The organism is Nonomuraea marmarensis (genome assembly GCF_043197025.1).
GTDB lineage: Bacteria > Actinomycetota > Actinomycetes > Streptosporangiales > Streptosporangiaceae > Nonomuraea > Nonomuraea marmarensis.
In genome coordinates this window covers 25,679-43,138 of record NZ_JBICRM010000044.1, presented here as the reverse complement: position 1 = coordinate 43,138, position 17,460 = coordinate 25,679, and the positions used below count along the sequence as shown (strand labels likewise).

The following is a 17,460-nucleotide window of genomic DNA, read 5'->3' as shown; positions in this document are numbered from 1 at the left end:
GATAGGCGAAACACCATGATCAATCTGTTGTTTCCTGGCGGGGCGGGACCTCTGGCGTCTCGTCCCGCGCGACCTGCGAGGTCTCCTCGGGCTCGACCACTGGCGCCTGCTTCCCCAGCTCACGGGGATAGTGCAGGTCGAAGGCGGGCCTCTCGGAGCGGATCGCGGGCATGCTGGTGAAGTTGTGCCGGGGCGGCGGGCAGGAGGTGGCCCACTCCAGCGAGTTGCCGTAACCCCACGGGTCGTCGAGCGTGACCTTGGGCGCGTGCCTGGCGGTCTTGTACACGTTGTAGAGGAACGGCAGCGTCGAGGCCCCGAGCAGGAACGCCCCGACCGAGGACACCTCGTTGAGCAGGGTGAAGCCGTCGGTCGGGCTGTAGTCGGCGTACCGCCTGGGCATGCCGATCTGTCCCAGCCAGTGCTGCACCAGGAACGTGGTGTGGAAGCCGATGAACAACGTCCAGAAGTGCAGCTTGCCCAGCCGGTCGTCGAGCATCCTGCCGGTCATCTTCGGCCACCAGAAGTAGAAGCCGGAGAACATGGCGAACACCACGGTGCCGAAGACGACGTAGTGGAAGTGGGCGACCACGAAGTAGGAGTCGCTGATGTGGAAGTCCAGCGGCGGCGAGGCCAGGATGACGCCCGTCAGGCCGCCGAGCAGGAAGGTGACGAGGAAGCCGACCGCGAAGAGCATCGGCGTCTCGAAGCTCAGATGGCCCCGCCACATCGTGCCGATCCAGTTGAAGAACTTCACGCCCGTCGGCACCGCGATGAGGAAGGTCATGAACGAGAAGAACGGCAGCAGCACCTGCCCGGTGGCGAACATGTGGTGCGCCCACACCGTCATCGACAACCCGGCGATGGAGATGGTCGCGCCGACGAGCCCCAGGTAGCCGAAGATCGGTTTGCGGCTGAACACCGGGATCACCTCGGAGATGATCCCGAAGAACGGCAGCGCGATGATGTAGACCTCGGGATGGCCGAAGAACCAGAACAGGTGCTGCCACAACATCGCCCCGCCGTTGGTCGCCTCGAAGACCTGCGTGCCCAGCTTGCGGTCCGACTCCAGCACCAGCAGCGCCGCGGCCAGCACCGGGAAGGCCATCAGCACCATCATGCTGGTCAGCAGCACCGTCCAGGCGAACAGCGGCATCCGGAACATCGTCATGCCCGGCGCCCGCATGCCGATGATCGTGGTGATGAAGTTGACCGCGCCGAGGATCGTACCGAGGCCGGACAGCGCCAGCCCCATGATCCACAGATCGCCGCCCACCTGCGGCGAGTGCACCACCGACGACAGCGGCGTGTAGGCGAACCACCCGAAGTCCGCGGCCCCGCCCGGCGTGAAGAACCCCGCCACCACCATCAGCCCGCCGAACAGGAACAACCAGTACGCCACCGCGTTCAGCCGCGGAAAGGCGACGTCGGGCGCGCCGATCTGCAGCGGCATGACCACGTTGGCGAACCCGGCGAACAGCGGGGTTGCGAACAGCAGCAACATCACCGTGCCGTGGACGGTGAACAACTGGTTGTACTGCTGCTGGGTGACCAACTGCATGCCGGGGGCGGCGAGCTCGGCCCTGATGAGCATGGCCATGACGCCCGCCACGAGGAAGAACCCGAACGAGGTGATCAGGTAGAGGTACCCGATGACCTTGTGGTCGGTCGTCGACATCCAGGAGGCGATGACGGTCCCGGTACGGCGACGCCTGACCTGCTCGATCGAGGTCTCTCGAACAGTCGTCACGGCTGCTCCCCTCCAGTGCGGAGTGTTGGCTGCCCCGATCTACCCATTCCACGCCAACCATCGCCGCTCGGGAAGTCGTTCTTTAACATTTTCGGTCGAGACCTTTGCCGTCAGGGGGCTTCACGGGCGGTCCAGATGCCGGATATGGGACCGGCTCATCCGGTGCGGTCTTCTATCCTTCGTAAGTGCACAAACCGCTACCCGAGGCCGGCCGCTGAACGCGACCGACCTCAGGTGAGGTGGACCCGGCCCCCTCAGGCCGCCGATTCGGAGGAGATCTCGTGACCGCTCAGCGTGACTACGCCGCCCTCGTCCAGCAGGGGCTCTCGCTGGACCTCACCAGGGGCAAGCCGTCGCCGCGCCAGCTCGACCTCTCCAACGACATGCTGAAGCTGCCCACGTCCTACCGGGCGGCCGACGGCACCGACGGCCGCAACTACGGCAACCTGCAGGGGCTGCCCGAGTTGCGCGAGCTGTTCGCGCCGCTGGTCCAGGTGCCCGCGGGCCAGCTCGTCGTGGGCGGCAACGCCAGCCTGGCGCTGATGCACGACACGATCGTGCACGCGCTGCTCACCCCGCTGCCCGGCGCCGCGCGCCGGTGGGTGGAGGAGCCGGAGATCACGTTCCTGTGCCCGGTCCCCGGATATGACCGGCATTTCACGATCTGCCAGCGGTTCGGGATCAAGATGGTGCCCGTCCCGATGAACGCCGACGGCCCCGACATGGACGTGGTCGAGCGCCTGGTCGCCGCCGATGCGAGCGTGAAGGGCATGTGGTGCGTGCCGAAGTACAGCAACCCGTCCGGCATCGTCTACAGCGACGAGACGGTGCGCAGGCTGGCCGCCATGCCCACCGCAGCCCCCGATTTCCGGATTTTCTGGGATAACGCCTACGCAGTGCACCACCTCACCGACACCCCGGCCGAGCTGGCCGGGCTGCTGGCGCTCAGCGCCGGACAGGGCCACGCCGACCGCGTGTTCGTCTACGCCTCCACCTCGAAGGTGACGCTGGCCGGGGCCGGCGTGTCGTTCTTCGGCGGCTCTCCGGCGAACGTCGAGTGGTTCCTGCACCAGACCAGCAAGCAGTCCATCGGCCCCGACAAGATCAACCAGCTTCGCCACGTGGAGTTCCTGCGAGACACCGCGGGCGTGGCCGCGCACATGCGGCGGCACGCGGAGCTGATCGGGCCGAAGTTCGAGCTGGTGGACAAGGTGCTGACCGAGCGGCTCGGCGACCTGGCCACCTGGACGAGCCCGAAGGGCGGCTACTTCATCAGCCTGGAGGTGCCGCACGCCGCCGAGGTGGTGGCGAAGGCCAAGGCCGCGGGCATCGCGCTGACGCCCGCGGGCGCCACGCACCCGTACGGCGACGACCCCGCCGACCGGACGATCAGGATCGCGCCGACGTACCCGGAGCCGGACGAGCTGGCGCAGGCCATCGACGGCCTGGCCGTCTGCGTCCGCCTGGTGGCCGAGGAACGCGACTGATCAGCGGTTGTGCCGGAACCCGAAGATGTACTCGCGCGTCTCGCTCGGATGGAACGAGACGCCGACCCCCGGCTCGAACGCCACGTTGTCGCGGGCGCAGTAGCAGAGGCGTTCCCAGACGGTCAGCGCCTTCTCCCTGGCGGGGGCCTCCACCGTGTCGCGCTTGCGGGCGCCGTACGAACCGAGCACGAACAGCAGCCCGAACCCCCAGAACAGCCCCGTCAGGCAGAACGGCGCGAGCAGCACCTCGCCCCACTCCGGGTCCTGGCCCATCGCGATCAACAGCGCCACGACCAGATGTGCCAGGGCCGCCACGCAGAGCAGGATGTAGCCGTGGTTCCTGGTCCACGGCGTGTAGTGGCGGCTGGGGAACGACAACCAGACCGCGAGTTGCGTACGGCTCATGACGTGTTTCGACGCGCCCAGCGACGCCGCCATGGGGAGATCCGCGACCTCGCGCGCGCCGGGCAACCTGACCCGCCCGATCCGGTACGTCGTCCCGGCGGCGACTGCTCCGGGGACCGCGACAACCTGGTCGGTCTCCGAACACACCGGGCACCTGACATCCACCCGGGCAGTCTGGCCGTAAGGAACGGGCTGCGCAAACCGTAAGGTTCATGTTGTGAGACCGATTGATGCCTTGGTGAACTCCCTGTCCGAAGCACGTGTTGTGACCGATCCAGACGTGATCGACTCCTATGCCCGCGACCGGACGTTCGTGGAGCCGGGCAAGCCGCTCGGCGTCGTGCTCGCCGCCTCCCGTGACGACGTGGTGACCACCATGAAGTGGGCGACGGAGCACCGGGTGCCGGTGGTACCGCGCGGCGCGGGCTCGGGCCTGGCGGGCGCCGCCACCGCCGGTGACGGCTCGGTCGTCCTGTCGCTGGCCAGGATGACCGCGATCAGGGAGCTCTCCCCCGCCGACGAGATCGCCGTGGTGGAGCCCGGGGTCATCACCGCCGACCTGGACAAGGCCGCCAGGGAGCACGGGCTGATGTACGCGCCGGACCCGTCGTCGTACGAGATCTCTACGATCGGCGGCAACCTGGCGACGAACGCGGGCGGGCTGCGCTGCGTGAAATACGGCGTGACCAGGGACTCGACGCTCGGCCTCGAGGTCGTGCTGGCCGACGGCCGGATCCTGAACACCGGCCGCCGCACCATGAAGGGCGTTACGGGGTACGACCTGACGGGCCTGTTCGTGGGCTCGGAGGGCACGCTGGGCGTGATCACCTCGGCCACGGTCCGGTTGCGGCGGGCGCCGGCCGCGCCACCGGCGACGTTCGCGGCCGAGTTCGGCTCGTTGCGGGAAGCGGGGGCGGCCGTGTCGGCGATCATGGCGGCGGGCTGCCAGCCGTCGCTCATGGAGCTGCTGGACCGGGCCACGCTGGAGGCGATCGACGACTGGCGCAACATCGGGCTGGAGCCCGCCACGCAGGCCATGCTGATCGGCCAGTCGGACGCGACGGACGGGCAGGCGATGGCCGAGCGCATGGAGCAACTGTGCATGGAGAACGGCGCGTCGTTCGTGGCCGTGTCCTCCAGCCCGCAGGAGACGGAGGAGCTGATCGGGCTGCGCCGGATGGCGTACCAGGCCAAGGAACGGCTCGGGGCCTGCCTGGTGGAGGACGTGTGCGTGCCGCGTTCCGTACTGCCTGACATGATCAGCGCCATCGAGGCGGCGGCGGCCCGGCACGGGGTGAAGATCTGCACGGTCGCGCACGCCGGGGACGGCAACCTGCACCCGGTCTTCATCTTCGACCACGGGACGGTGGAGCCGCCCGCGGAGGTGTGGGCGGCGGCGGACGAGGTGTTCACGCACGCGCTGGAGCTCGGTGGCACGCTGACCGGCGAGCACGGGGTGGGGCTGCTCAAGAAGCGATGGCTGGCGCTGGAGTCGGGGCCGGTGGCCACGGAGGTTCAGCGGGGCATCAAGGCGGTCTTCGATCCCCTGGGCATCCTCAACCCCGGCAAGGCGATCTGATCATTCGTCTCAGGTCGTGGACCGATCCCGGCTTGACCAAGCCGTGACCTTGGGCGTTGAGATGCACACCACCTGCGACGAAACGCTGACATCTCTCGTCAAAACGCGAAACTTCTGATAGGTCCGGCAGACGTCTCAAGGGTCACGCTGGTAGCGTTTTGCCTCATCTATTGGGTTGTGATGGGGGTCCGACGTGAATCAGCTCCCGCCGTTGGCGGCGGACGATCCGCGGCGGCTGGGGGCGTATGACATCGTCGCCCGGCTCGGCGAGGGCGGCCAGGGCGTTGTCTATCTGGGCAGGAGCGACTCGGGGGAACAGGTCGCGGTCAAGCTGCTGCATCATGCCCTGGTGGCCGACACCGACGCCAGGACGAGGTTCCTGCGCGAGGTGGCGGTGGCGCAGCGGGTGGCCAGGTTCTGCACCGCACCAGTGCTGCACGCCGACCTGGACGGGAGCCGGCCGTACATCGTCAGCGAGTACGTCCCGGGGCCCTCGCTGCGTGAGCTGGTCATCAACGAGGGGCCGCGGCGGGGCGCCGCGCTGGAACGTCTCGCGATCAGCACGGCCACCGCGCTCGCGGCCATCCACCGCGCCGGGATCCTGCACCGGGACTTCAAGCCCGCCAACGTGCTGATGGGGCCCGAGGGTCCCGTCGTGATCGACTTCGGCATCGCCCGCGCCCTGGACTCGCCGGGCGCCACGGCCACGGGGATGGCCATGGGGACGCCTTCGTACCTGGCGCCCGAGCAGCTCAGCGGGGCGGCCGTGTCGGAGGCGGCCGACGTGTTCGCGTGGGGCGTCACGATGGTGTTCGCGGCGACGGGCAAGCCCGCCTTCGGCGCCGACTCCATCCCCGTGGTGATGAACCGCATCCTGAACGAGGAGCCGCAGCTCGGGGGGATGGAGGGGGTGCTGGCCGAGCTGGTGGAGGCCTGCCTCTCGAAGGACCCGGCGCAGCGGCCCAGCGCCGACGAGCTCATCGTCCACCTCACCGGCCAACCGGCCCCGAAGTCCGCCATCGAACCGGTAACGGGCGGCCAGCCCGCACCGGGCGGGACACCGCCGCAGGGTCAGGACGTCTATCCCGGCCCTTGGACGCAGCCGACCGGCCCCCAGCACGTGGGTCACCTCCAGCCCGGCCACCAGAGCCCTCCCCAGACGGGCCCGCAGCCCGGGAGCTCTCCTCAGCCTTCGGCGCCTCCGCAGACCGGCCCCTACGGCCGTCCCGCGACCGCTGCGCACAACGGCCCGGGCCAGGGCGGTCCCACCATGCCGGGCGGCCCGGCAGGCGGCTCGCCCCACGGAGGCCCGCAAGCCGGCGCGGCCCACGGCGGCCCTCAGGCGCCGCATGGCCCGCAGTCCGGAGCCCCCCAGGCGCCCCACGGCAGCCCGCAGGCCGGAATGCCCCATAGTGGCAGCGGCGGCCCGCAGGGCGGTCCCAACTACGGCCTTCAGCGTGGCGCGTCCGGCATGCCGCCACACGGCCCTGGCATGCCTCCAGGCCGCCCCTTTCAGGCAGGAGCCCCAGGCGGGCCAGGTACTCCGGGTGGCCCGTCGCGGCCGGGTGACGGCGCGCCCGCGAAGCAGCGCCGCACGTTGACACTCGCCCTCTCCGGGGCCGCCGCAGCGGCGCTCCTGGTGGTCGTCGGCGCCGTGGTGGTGCAGGCCAACACCAAGGAGGTCCCGGTGGTGGCCGTGGGCAACTCCTCCCAGAACCCCTCTGGCGACGGCTCGGGCGCGGACCAGCCCCCTGCCGTCGAGCAGACCCCCGCCCCCGCCGTACCGACGGACACCTCGATCACGGTCCCCACGGTCGACGTCGGCGAGCCCGACGAGACCAAGAAGCCGGAGCACACGAAGGCGCCCGTCTCCCAGGTCCCGAACCCGGTGACCGACGCGCCCAGGCCCACGAGGACGCCCGCCCCCGCCCCGACCAAGAAAAAGAAGACGAACATCATCGAACCCGGGGGGGAGCCGACGGAGGCGCCCTCTTCCGGTCCCACGGTGACCATCCCGAGCACCGAGAAGAAGCCCTCGCCCAGGCCGACCCCGACGCTGAAGCCGAACCCGTACAAGGCGACCACGGTGTGCGGCTCCGGCTATAAGACCATCGACTCGCACGCGCTCGGCAGCGGCGCCACGATCTACCTGCTGTACAACACCAGCGCGGGCAAGAACTGCGTGATCACGATGTCGCGCCTGGTGTACCCGGGCAAGATCAAGATGAACGCGATTCTCCAGGTCAAGGGCGGCTCCAGCGGGAGCAATCCCGGCGCGTTCTCGGCCTACGCGGGCCCGGTCCGCCTGCCCGCGAAGGCGAAGTGCGTGATCTGGGGCGGTTCGTGGGGCACGCAGACCTGGAAGTCCGGCTGGAGCCACTGCACCTAACCCGAACGACCTGCGTCAACTGGAGCCCATGGCATCAGCGCGTGGCCGGACATCTATCCGCTCCGCTTCCCGTCGGCTACCGTAGTTGACGTGATCGTCAAGTCTCCGGCGCCGACCTCCAGAGGCAGACGGACGCGGGCCGCGCTGTTGCAGGCCGGGCGTGAGGCGTTCGAGGAGCACGGGTATGACGCCGTGCGGATCGACGACGTGTGCAAAAGGGCCCGGGTCTCGCATGGCACCTTCTACACGTACTTCGCGTCCAAGGAGGCGTTGTTCGGCGAGGTGGCGGAGGCGGTGGTCGGCGAGATGTTCGCGGCGAGCGTCGTCGGCGCGGCGGCCCCGGACGACCCGTACGCCCGCATCGAGGCGGCGAACCGGCTCTACCTCCGGGCCTGGGCCACGAACTCGCGGCTGGTGCGCATGGTCGAACAGGCCGCGACCGGCGACGACAGGTTCGGGCGGCTGCTGCTGGAGTTGCGCGAGGTCTTCGTGCGGCGCGGTGCCGAGGGGCTGCGGCGGCTGCAGGAGCAGGGGCTGGCGGACCCGTCGCTGGATCCCAGGCTCACCGCGATCATGCTGGGTGGGATGGTGGAGCATTTCGCTCATGTCTGGCTTGATCTCGGGGAGCGGGCCGACGAGCAGGTGGCCGTCGATCATCTGACGCGGTTGTGGGCGCAGGCCATCGGATTGACGCCGGCGTCAAGTTCAGCGGAGGAGGGCGTGTGATCAGGAGCAGGCTCGATCCCGGGAGTGACGACTACCTGGGGCGGCGCGAGGCGATGCTGGTCAAGCTGGCCGAGCTGGACGCCGAGCAGGCCAAGGCGGTGGGCGGGGGCGGTGAGAAGTACGTCGAGCGTCATCGTAAAAGGGGCAAACTGCTCGCCAGAGAGCGGATCGAGCTGCTGGTCGACGCCGACTCGCCCTTCCTGGAGCTGTCACCGCTGGCCGCCTGGGGCAGTGAGTTCCCCGTCGGAGCCAGTATGGTCTCCGGGATCGGGGTGATCGAGGGCGTCGAGTGCGTGATCACGGCGAACGACCCCACGGTCAGGGGCGGCGCGTCGAACCCGTGGACGTTGCGGAAGTCCCTGCGTGCGGCGGACATCGCGCTGCAGAACCGGCTCCCGTACGTGAACCTGGTCGAGAGCGGCGGCGCGGACCTGCCGACGCAGAAGGAGATCTTCATCCCGGGTGGCCGGATATTTCGGGACCTGACCCGGCTGTCGGCGGCGGGCATCCCAACCGTCGCGATCGTGTTCGGGAACTCCACGGCGGGTGGAGCGTACGTGCCCGGGATGAGCGACTATGTGGTGATGGTGCGGGACCGAGCGAAAGTGTTCCTGGGCGGCCCGCCGCTGGTCAAGATGGCCACCGGGGAGGAGTCGGACGACGAGTCGCTCGGCGGCGCCGAGATGCACGCCAGGATCAGCGGGCTCGCCGACTACCTGGCCCAGGACGAGCACGACGCGCTGCGGATCGGGCGGAAGATCGTACGATCGCTCAATTGGCGCAAGCAGGGCATCACTCCGGATGAGGCGCGAGAGCCGAAATATCCGGTGGAGGAGCTGCTCGGGATCGTGCCGGAGGATCTCAAGGTGCCGTTCGACCCCCGCGAGGTGATCGCACGGGTGGTGGACGGGAGCGAGTTCGAGGAGTTCAAGCCCGCTTACGGGGCCTCGCTGGTGACGGGGTGGGCGCGCGTCCACGGCTATCCGGTGGGGGTGCTGGCGAACGCGCGCGGCGTGTTGTTCAGTGCGGAGTCGCAGAAGGCCACGCAGTTCATCCAACTCGCCAACCAGTCCCGCACCGCGCTGCTCTTCCTCCAGAACACGACCGGCTACATGGTCGGCAAGGATTACGAGCAGGGCGGCATCATCAAGCACGGCGCCATGATGATCAACGCCGTGTCCAACTCGACCGTCCCGCACCTGACCATCGTCATGGGAGCCTCGTACGGCGCCGGGAACTACGGCATGTGCGGGCGCGCCTACGATCCCCGGTTCCTGTTCAGCTGGCCGAGCGCCAAGTCGGCGGTGATGGGACCCGCCCAGCTCGCCGGGGTGTTGTCCATCGTGGGCCGGGCGTCGGCGCAGGCCAGGGGGCAGGTGTACGACGAGGAGGCCGACGCGGCGATGCGCGCGATGGTGGAGGCCCAGATCGAGGCCGAGTCGCTGCCGTTCTTCCTGTCCGGGCGCCTGTACGACGACGGGGTCATCGATCCGCGCGACACGCGTACCGTGCTGGGTCTGTGCCTGTCGGCCGTCAACAGCGCGTCGGTGCCGGCGGCGGCCGGGTTCGGGGTGTTCCGGCCGTGATCACCCGTCTGCTCGTCGCCAATCGGGGCGAGATCGCCCGCCGCGTCTTCCGTACCTGCAGGTCGCTCGGCATCTCCACGGTCGCCGTGTGCTCCGACCCCGATGCGGACGCGCCGCACGTGGCCGAGGCCGATCTGGCGGTACGGCTGCCCGGCGCCCGCCCTTCCGACACCTACCTGGACATCGGCCGCATCCTGGACGCGTGCCGGGCCTCGGGTGCGGACGCCGTACATCCCGGCTACGGTTTCCTGTCCGAGAACGCCGCCTTCGCCCGCGCTGTCCTGGAGGCCGGGCTGGTGTGGGTGGGCCCGCCGCCGGAGGCCGTCGCCGCCATGGGCTCGAAGATCGAGGCGAAGCGGCTCATGGCCGAGGCCGGGGTGCCCGTGCTGCCGTCGCTCGATGCTCCTGGGGAGTTCCCGGTGCTGGTGAAGGCGTCCGCCGGCGGAGGCGGGCGGGGGATGCGGATCGTGCGCGAGGCCGCCGAGTTCGAGCGGGAGCTGGAGTCGGCGCGGCGCGAGGCGGCAGCGGCGTTCGGGGACGGGACCGTGTTCGTGGAGCCGCTGCTGGAGGCGGCCCGGCACGTCGAGGTGCAGGTGCTGGCCGACCGGCACGGGACCGTGTGGGCGCTGGGCGAGCGCGAGTGCAGCGTGCAGCGGCGGCACCAGAAGGTCGTCGAGGAGTGCCCCTCGCCGGGGATCTCGCCCGAGCTGCGGGAGAGACTGTGCGAAGCCGCCGTCAGAGCCGCCCGGAAGATCGGCTACGTCGGGGCCGGGACGGTGGAGTTCCTGGTCAAGGGGGAACGGGTGGCGTTCCTGGAGATGAACACCCGGCTCCAGGTCGAGCATCCGGTCACCGAGTTGGTCTACGGGGTCGATCTCGTACGGCTGCAGCTCGAGGTGGCCGAAGGCGCCGCCCTGCCGCCGGTGCCGCCCGAGCCCTCCGGGTATGCCGTTGAGGTGCGGCTTTATGCGGAAGACGGCGAATACCTGCCGCAGAGTGGGGTGCTGAGGCAGTTCGAGGTTCCTGGTGACGTGCGGGTGGATTCGGGGGTCGAGTCCGGGTCTGTGGTCTCGCCGCACTACGACGCGATGCTGGCCAAGGTCATCGCGCACGGCTCGTCCCGGGCGGAGGCGGTACGCAAGCTCGGCACGGCACTGCGGCAGGCGAAGCTCCACGGCGTCACGACAAATCGGGATTTGTTGGTAAAAATCCTGAAAAATCAGGATTTCTTGGCTGGCGATACCCACACCGGCTTCCTCTCCCCGGACGGCCCCCTGCACGGCTCCGAAGCACCACCCACTGGGGCTCCCGAGTTGCCGGCGCTCGCCGCCGCCCTGGCCATGGCCGCCGCCAACCGCAGCCGGGCGAAGGTGCTGGCGGACCTCCCGAGCGGCTGGCGCAACGTACGCTCCCAGCCCCGCCGCGCCCGCTTCGAGGAGGCCGAGGTCGTCTACGACCCGCTCCCCGAGGGCGTCACCGTCGTCGGCGCGGAGCCGTACAAGGTGGTCCTGGAGCGGGACGGCGTCCGGCACACCTTCGAGATCGCCCAGTACGACGAGGGCGGAAAGGTCTATGTCGACCACGTCAGCGGCCACGCCGAGCTGACCCCGATCCCCCGCCTCCCCGAGCCGGTCGAGCACGTCGCCCCCGGATCCCTGCTGGCCCCCATGCCGGGCAGCGTGTTGCGGATCGAGATGGAGCCCGGCGACCGGGTCACCAAGGGCCAGCCGGTGCTGGTGCTCGAAGCGATGAAGATGGAGCATCGGATCGCCGCCCCGGCGGACGGCGTGGTGTCCGGCGTACACGTCGAAAAGGGCCAGCAGGTCGACGCGGGCGCGGTGCTGGCGATCATCCAGGAGGGAAACCCATGAGCCTCGTGCACAAGGACCTGGCGGCGGGCGTCGCCACGATCACCCTGGACTCGCCGCCCAATCGCAACGCCCTGTCCGTACGGCTCCTCGGCGACCTGAAGGAACGGCTCACCTGGGCGCTGGCCGAGCCGGAGGTGAGGGTGATCGTGCTGACCGCCACGGGGACGGTGTTCTGCTCCGGCGCCGACATCAAGGAGCAACGCTCATCGGACGCGCCGGTGACGGCGTCGTTCCCGGAGATCCTGGCCATGATCTGGGAGAGCCCGAAGCCGGTCATCTGCCGCCTCAACGGCACCGCGCGGGCGGGCGGCCTGGGGCTGGTGGCGGCGTGCGACTTCGCGATCGCGCCGCTGACGGCGTCGTTCGCGTTCACGGAGGTACGGCTCGGGGTCGTGCCCGCGATGATCTCGGTGCCGGTGCTCAGGAGGCTCGATCCCCGGGCCGCGGCCGAATACTTCCTGACCGGCGAGGTGTTCGACGCCTCCAGGGCGGCGGAGATCGGGCTGCTGTCGCGGGCGGTGCCGGAGGAGGAGCTGGACGCGACGGTCGCGCACTACGCCGGGCTGCTGATGAAGGGCGGCCCGGAGGCCCTGGCGATCACGAAGCGGCTGGTCAGGGAGGTGCCGCAGGTGTCGTTCGAGGAGGGGCAGCGGCAGATGACCCAGCTGTCGGCCGAGCGCTTCACCTCGGAGGAGGGCCAGGAGGGCATCGCCGCGTACATGGACAAGCGCCCGCCCAAGTGGGCGTCGAAATGACCCTGCGCGTCGCGAACTGCAGCGGCTTCTACGGCGACCGCCTTTCCGCGGCCAGGGAGATGGTCGAGGGCGGTCCGATCGACGTGCTGACCGGTGACTGGCTGGCCGAGCTGACCATGCTGATCCTGGCCGGCAACCGTCTCAAGGGCCGCCCTGGTTACGCCCCGACCTTCCTCCGGCAGCTGGAGGACGTGCTCGGCCCTTGTCTCGATAAAGGCATAAAAATCGTGACAAATGCGGGCGGCCTGGACCCGGCTGGCTGCGCCGAAGCCGTACACGAGCTGGCCGCCCGCCTCGGCCTCTCCCCCACGGTCGCCCACGTCACCGGCGACGACCTCACTGGCACACCCCTGGACCTGATCAACGCGGACACCGGCGAACACCTCTCCGCCACCCCTCTGACCGCGAACGCCTATCTCGGCGGCCGCCCGATCGCCACCGCCCTGTCGGCGGGCGCGGACGTGGTGGTGACCGGCCGCGTGACGGACGCCGCCCTGGTGACCGGCCCCGGCATCTGGCGGTACGGCTGGAGCCCCGACGATCTGGACCCGCTGGCGGGCTCGGTGGTCGCGGGCCACATCATCGAATGCGGCTGCCAGGCCACGGGCGGCAATTATGCGTTCTTCCAGGACGTACCGGACCTGGCACACTGCGGCTTCCCGATCGCGGAACTCCGCGCGGACGGCTCGGCCGTGATCACCAAGCATCCCGGCACCGGCGGGCTGGTCTCGGTCGGCACGGTCACGGCGCAACTGGTGTACGAACTCGGGAGTCCGCGCTACCTGGGCCCTGACGCGGTGGCCCGATTCGACACGATCACGCTGACGGACGACGGCCCGGACCGGGTCCTGGTCTCCGGCGTCCGTGGCGAGCCCCCACCGGACACCCTCAAGGTCGCCGTCAACTACCTGGCCGGTTACCGGAACACGATGACCCTCGTCCTCACCGGCCTGGACCTGGAGGCGAAGGCCCGGGTGGCGGAGGAGGCGATCTGGGCGAGAATCCCCCGGGACTCCTTCGACCAGGTGGACGTGACACTCACGGACTCGGGCCTGCTGCGGATCACCGTCATGGACGCCGACGAACGCAAGGCCGGCCGCGCCTTCTCCTCGGCCGTGGTGGAAACGGGCCTGGCCAGCTACCCGGGCTTCTACGGCCTCGCCCCACCGGGCAACGCCGCACCGTACGGGGTCTACTGGCCGGTGCTGGTCCCGGCCTCGCAGGTCCGGCCAAGAGTCTTCCTGAACGGCAAGGAGCTGACGCGGGACACCGCACCCGGGACCACGCCGACCGCGCCGCACGCGCATACCGAGGTACGGCGGAGCTCGGCGCCCGTGGTCGGCGAGCAGGCGACCGTGCGGGTGCCCCTGGGCCGGATCGCAGGGGCCCGCTCAGGCGACAAGGGCGGCAACGCCAACCTGGGCGTATGGGCAGCCACACAGCACCGATACGACTGGCTGGAAACCCACCTGACCCCCGACTGGCTCAAGGAGCTCCTCCCGGCCCTGGCCGAGCACCGCATCGACCGCTACGAGCTGCCCAACATCAAGGCACTCAACTTCGTCGTCCACGGCCTCCTGGGCAGGGGCGTGGCGGCGAGCCCCCGCATGGACCCGCAGGCCAAGGCATTGGGCGAGGAGCTACGCGCCCAACTCGTGGACATCCCCGCGGCCCTGCACGACTGAGACGCGTACCGGCTACGAGCCCACGGCCCGCCACCCCAGCAACCCGGCCCCCATCACCCCGGCCCGCACCCCAAGCGCCGAAGCCCGCACCTCAGGAGCCGGCCGGAACGCCAGCCGCTCCGACAACCGCGCCCGCAGCGGGACCAGCAGCGAGTCCCCCGCCAGCGAAACCCCGCCCCCGACCACGACGCCCCCGGGATCCAGCACCAGCGTGTACGTGGCCAGGGCCAGGGCGAGCGCCTCCACCGCCTCGTCCCACACCTCGACCGCCCGCGCGTCCCCCTCCGACACCCACCGCACCACGTCCGCGGCCGACGACGCCCCGTACCGGGCCGCGATAGCCCCGCCCGACGCGTAGGCGGCCAGGCACCCCCGCTGCCCGCACCCGCACGCCAGCCCGTCAGGCCGGACCGGGATGTGCCCGATCTGCCCGGCCCATCCCCCGGCTCCCCCGTACAGCGAGCCTGACAGGACCACCGCGCCCGCGATGCCCGTACCGATGGGGAGGTACAACACGTCGTCCCCACCGAAGCCGTATGCGAGCTCCGCCTCCCCGGCCGAACGGACGTCGTGGCCCAGCGCCACGGGCAGGTCCACATCCGTGAACGCCGAGGCGGGAACGTCGCGCCACCCGAACGCCGCGGAAAAAACGGCGTGCGTCGGCGTGACCAGCCCCGGGACGGCCAGCCCCACGGCCAGCGGCCGCAACCCTTCGCGGCGTCGCGACAGGTCGGACACGAAGGACGAGATGGCGGCGATCACGCGGGCGGGCCCCTCAGCGCGGGGCGTGGGTCGCCGCTCGAAATGGTGAATTGTCCCGTCCCGGGCGACAAATCCGCCCTTCATGGTTGTTCCGCCGACATCGACCGCTACCACGCACTCCATCTCCCCATCCTCCCCCAGCCCCAACAATCGCTTTGAGATCAGGGTCCCCGCTGCAGAAAGATAGGGGCCATGCGCCCTCTCACCCCTGATGACCTGGACGACTGCGCCCGCCTGGCCGAAGACCGAGGCTGGGGGCCCGAGCGGCACAAGTGGCGCCTGCTGTTCGAGGTCGGCGAGCCGTACGGCATCGACGCCCCCGACGGCGACGGCCTGGCCGCCACGAACATCCTGACCCGCTACGGCCACGACCACGCCGTGATCAGCATGGTCCTCACGGCTTCCAGATTCGCCAGGCAGGGCCTGGCCCGCAAGCTCATGGAACACGTCCTGGAGCAGGCGGGAGAAAGGACGGTCTCGCTGTACGCCACCGAGTACGGCCGTCCCCTCTACGAGCAACTCGGCTTCCGCACGGTCGGCACGGCCTCCGTGCACACGGGCGTCTTCCAGGGCGAGCCGTCGGGCCGGACCCGCCCCGCCACGCAGGCGGACCTGGCCGGGATCCTGGAGCTCGACGCCGAGTTGTTCGGCACGGACAGGTCTGTGGTGTTGCGGCGGATGTCCGGGTTCGGCGAGCAGGTGCGGATCGCCGATGGCGGCTTCGGCCAGTGCTGGCGCAACGACGGCAACACGGTGATCGGCCCGGTCGTGGCGCGCGACGAGGGGACCGCGCGGGCCCTGATCGGTGACCTGGCGCTGCACGCGGGCGGCCCGGTGCGGATGGACTTCGACCTGGCCAAGGACGGCATGATCCGATGGGCGGGCGAGCACGGCGTCGGCGACCCGTGGCAGTCCTCGATGATGGTGCGCGGCGGCGACCTGCCCGGCGACCGCACGTGCCAATACCTACCGTTCATGCAGGCCCTGGGTTGACCGTGCGAACGGATTCCCACCAGAATATCGTTCGGTAGAAGGGCGGCACATGACCTCCACCCACATCGACGTCAGCGCCATCGACTTCGGCGAGCTCGGCGCGTGGATGGACGCCCAGGGACTGCCCGGCGGCCCGATCACGGGCACGGCGCCGGTCCTGGGCGGCACGCAGAACGTCATGGTCCGTTTCGAGCGCGGCGGCCGCCCGTACATCCTGCGCCGGCCTCCCCTCCACGCCCGCCGCAAGAGCAACGAGGTGCTGCGCCGCGAGGCGCGGGTGCTGGCGGCGCTGCGCGACACGCCCGTACCCGCGCCCCGGCTGGTGGCCGCGCAGACCGCGCGGGAGCCGGTGTTCTACCTGATGGAGCCGGTCGACGGGTTCAACCCGTCGACCGGGCTGCCCGACCCGCACGCCTCCGACCCGGCGATCAGGCACCGGATGGGGCTGGAGGCCGCCGCCGCGCTGGCCGGGCTGGGGCGGGTCGATCCGGGGGTGCTGCCGGGGTTCGGCCGGCCGGAGGGGTTCCTGGAGCGGCAGGTGCCGCGCTGGCTCAAGGAGCTCGACTCGTACGGGGAGCTCGACGGCTACCCGGGCCCCGACATTCCGTACTTGCCCGAGACGGCCGACTGGCTCACCCGCAACGTCCCGAGGACCTTCACGCCGGGCATCATGCACGGCGACTACCACTTCGCGAACCTCATGTTCGCCTGCGACGGTCCCCGCGTAGCCGCGATCGTGGACTGGGAGATGTGCACGATCGGCGACCCGCTGCTCGACCTCGGCTGGCTGCTGGCCACCTGGCCGTCCAACAACGGCCACGTCCCGGGGCTGCCGCCGCCGCGGGAGATCATCGCGTACTACGCGGCGCTATCCGAGCGGGACATGTCGGCCATCGACTGGTACGCGGTGATGGCCTGCTTCAAGCTCGGCATCGTGCTGGAGGGCAGCCACGCGCGGGCATTCGCCGGCAAGGCGCCCAAGGACATCGGGGACCTGCTGCACGCGACGACGCTGGGATTGTTCGAGCGGGCGCGGGAGTTCATGGGAGGCGGTCTCGGCTGACCCCATATCACGATTTATGGAAAAACGATCACACGTTCGGCCCCGAGTCGTACAATTGCGCGCAATTGCATCTGTTATTCGGGGAAGGATCGTCATGCGCATGCGGTTCCTCGGCTCCACTTCGGAGGCGGGCGCCTGTCCCACCCTGTATGAGACCGACCGCGGCACCATCGTCGTACAAGGTCTCCAAGTCACCGACGCGGAGGCGCTCGCAGACCTCCGCGACGTCCTCGACGGCGAGACCGCGGTCGAGGTGCCCCGCGAACTCATCACCGAAATCGCCCGCCGAGTCCTGCCCGAAGGCTCGGCAATCGCTTTCCCAACCAGCGGAGAAACACCCTCGGCAACCGCTTGATCACAATTGCGCGTGATGCTGGCATGATCGGCACAAGCAGGGCTAGCCTCTTGCCGC

The 17,460-nt window shown here is 69.9% G+C and carries 14 protein-coding genes; 11 read left to right on the top strand and 3 right to left on the bottom strand.

The features are described 5' to 3' along the window. Nucleotides 1–19: 19 nt before the first annotated feature. Complete coding sequence (gene ctaD / locus ACFLIM_RS44010; protein WP_393175656.1) at nt 20–1,747, bottom strand: aa3-type cytochrome oxidase subunit I; 1,728 nt, start codon at nt 1,745–1,747, stop codon at nt 20–22. 281 nt (nt 1,748–2,028) lie between these two features. Here ctaD and ACFLIM_RS44005 point away from each other — a divergent pair, with 281 nt between their 5' ends. Continuing rightward, on the top strand, nt 2,029–3,234 hold the full coding sequence (locus tag ACFLIM_RS44005) for an aminotransferase class I/II-fold pyridoxal phosphate-dependent enzyme (protein ID WP_393175654.1): 1,206 nt from the start codon (nt 2,029–2,031) through the stop codon (nt 3,232–3,234). On the opposite strand, the gene ACFLIM_RS44000 is transcribed toward ACFLIM_RS44005, so the two are convergent. Further along, the gene (locus tag ACFLIM_RS44000) at nt 3,235–3,786 is read right to left on the bottom strand and encodes a hypothetical protein (RefSeq protein ID WP_393175652.1); all 552 of its coding nucleotides are present in this window, start codon (nt 3,784–3,786) and stop codon (nt 3,235–3,237) included. It lies immediately after the preceding gene. A gap of 118 nt (nt 3,787–3,904) precedes the next feature. Between ACFLIM_RS44000 and ACFLIM_RS43995 the strand changes: the two genes are divergently transcribed. From ACFLIM_RS43995 to ACFLIM_RS43965, 7 genes are all read left to right on the top strand, one after another. Then, complete coding sequence (locus tag ACFLIM_RS43995) at nt 3,905–5,218, top strand: FAD-binding oxidoreductase (RefSeq protein WP_393175650.1); 1,314 nt, start codon at nt 3,905–3,907, stop codon at nt 5,216–5,218. Between the two features lie 193 nt (nt 5,219–5,411). Then, a complete protein-coding gene (locus tag ACFLIM_RS43990; protein WP_393175648.1) occupies nt 5,412–7,607 on the top strand; it encodes a protein kinase domain-containing protein in 2,196 nt (731 codons plus the stop codon). 90 nt (nt 7,608–7,697) lie between these two features. Then, on the top strand, nt 7,698–8,333 hold the full coding sequence (locus tag ACFLIM_RS43985; RefSeq protein WP_393175646.1) for a TetR/AcrR family transcriptional regulator: 636 nt from the start codon (nt 7,698–7,700) through the stop codon (nt 8,331–8,333). A gap of 53 nt (nt 8,334–8,386) precedes the next feature. Further along, a complete protein-coding gene (locus tag ACFLIM_RS43980; protein ID WP_393175722.1) occupies nt 8,387–9,919 on the top strand; it encodes an acyl-CoA carboxylase subunit beta in 1,533 nt (510 codons plus the stop codon). Beyond that, nucleotides 9,916–11,790: an ATP-binding protein gene (locus ACFLIM_RS43975; RefSeq protein WP_393175644.1), complete on the top strand. Its 1,875-nt coding sequence runs from the start codon at nt 9,916–9,918 to the stop codon at nt 11,788–11,790. Before ACFLIM_RS43980 ends, ACFLIM_RS43975 begins: the two co-directional genes overlap by 4 nt. Beyond that, a complete protein-coding gene (locus tag ACFLIM_RS43970; RefSeq protein ID WP_393175642.1) occupies nt 11,787–12,545 on the top strand; it encodes an enoyl-CoA hydratase-related protein in 759 nt (252 codons plus the stop codon). Before ACFLIM_RS43975 ends, ACFLIM_RS43970 begins: the two co-directional genes overlap by 4 nt. Then, nucleotides 12,542–14,230, top strand: coding sequence for an acyclic terpene utilization AtuA family protein (locus ACFLIM_RS43965; protein WP_393175640.1), 1,689 nt, complete (start codon nt 12,542–12,544; stop codon nt 14,228–14,230). The genes ACFLIM_RS43970 and ACFLIM_RS43965 overlap by 4 nt, the downstream gene beginning before the upstream one ends. Before the next feature lie 12 nt (nt 14,231–14,242). Here the strand turns inward: ACFLIM_RS43965 and ACFLIM_RS43960 are convergent, their stop codons facing one another. Beyond that, on the bottom strand, nt 14,243–15,115 hold the full coding sequence (locus ACFLIM_RS43960) for an ROK family protein (protein ID WP_393175638.1): 873 nt from the start codon (nt 15,113–15,115) through the stop codon (nt 14,243–14,245). Between the two features lie 69 nt (nt 15,116–15,184). On the opposite strand from ACFLIM_RS43960, the gene ACFLIM_RS43955 reads away from it, so the two are divergent. The 3 genes from ACFLIM_RS43955 to ACFLIM_RS43945 all read left to right on the top strand — a co-directional run bounded on the left by ACFLIM_RS43955 (nt 15,185) and on the right by ACFLIM_RS43945 (nt 17,403). Continuing rightward, nucleotides 15,185–15,985: a GNAT family N-acetyltransferase gene (locus tag ACFLIM_RS43955; protein WP_393175636.1), complete on the top strand. Its 801-nt coding sequence runs from the start codon at nt 15,185–15,187 to the stop codon at nt 15,983–15,985. 49 nt (nt 15,986–16,034) lie between these two features. Then, on the top strand, nt 16,035–17,048 hold the full coding sequence (locus ACFLIM_RS43950) for a phosphotransferase family protein (protein WP_393175634.1): 1,014 nt from the start codon (nt 16,035–16,037) through the stop codon (nt 17,046–17,048). Between the two features lie 94 nt (nt 17,049–17,142). After that, complete coding sequence (locus tag ACFLIM_RS43945) at nt 17,143–17,403, top strand: hypothetical protein (protein WP_393175632.1); 261 nt, start codon at nt 17,143–17,145, stop codon at nt 17,401–17,403. The last annotated feature ends 57 nt before the right edge of the window (nt 17,404–17,460 follow it).

Coding starts and splice junctions, on each gene's coding strand:
- ACFLIM_RS43980 (WP_393175722.1), top strand. CDS start 8,387: ATGCTGGTCAAGCTGGCCGAGCTGGACGCCGAGCAGGCCAAGGCGGTG.
- ACFLIM_RS43970 (WP_393175642.1), top strand. CDS start 11,787: ATGAGCCTCGTGCACAAGGACCTGGCGGCGGGCGTCGCCACGATCACC.
- ACFLIM_RS43965 (WP_393175640.1), top strand. CDS start 12,542: ATGACCCTGCGCGTCGCGAACTGCAGCGGCTTCTACGGCGACCGCCTT.
- ACFLIM_RS43960 (WP_393175638.1), bottom strand. CDS start 15,115: ATGGAGTGCGTGGTAGCGGTCGATGTCGGCGGAACAACCATGAAGGGC.
- ACFLIM_RS43955 (WP_393175636.1), top strand. CDS start 15,185: ATGCGCCCTCTCACCCCTGATGACCTGGACGACTGCGCCCGCCTGGCC.
- ACFLIM_RS43950 (WP_393175634.1), top strand. CDS start 16,035: ATGACCTCCACCCACATCGACGTCAGCGCCATCGACTTCGGCGAGCTC.
- ACFLIM_RS43945 (WP_393175632.1), top strand. CDS start 17,143: ATGCGCATGCGGTTCCTCGGCTCCACTTCGGAGGCGGGCGCCTGTCCC.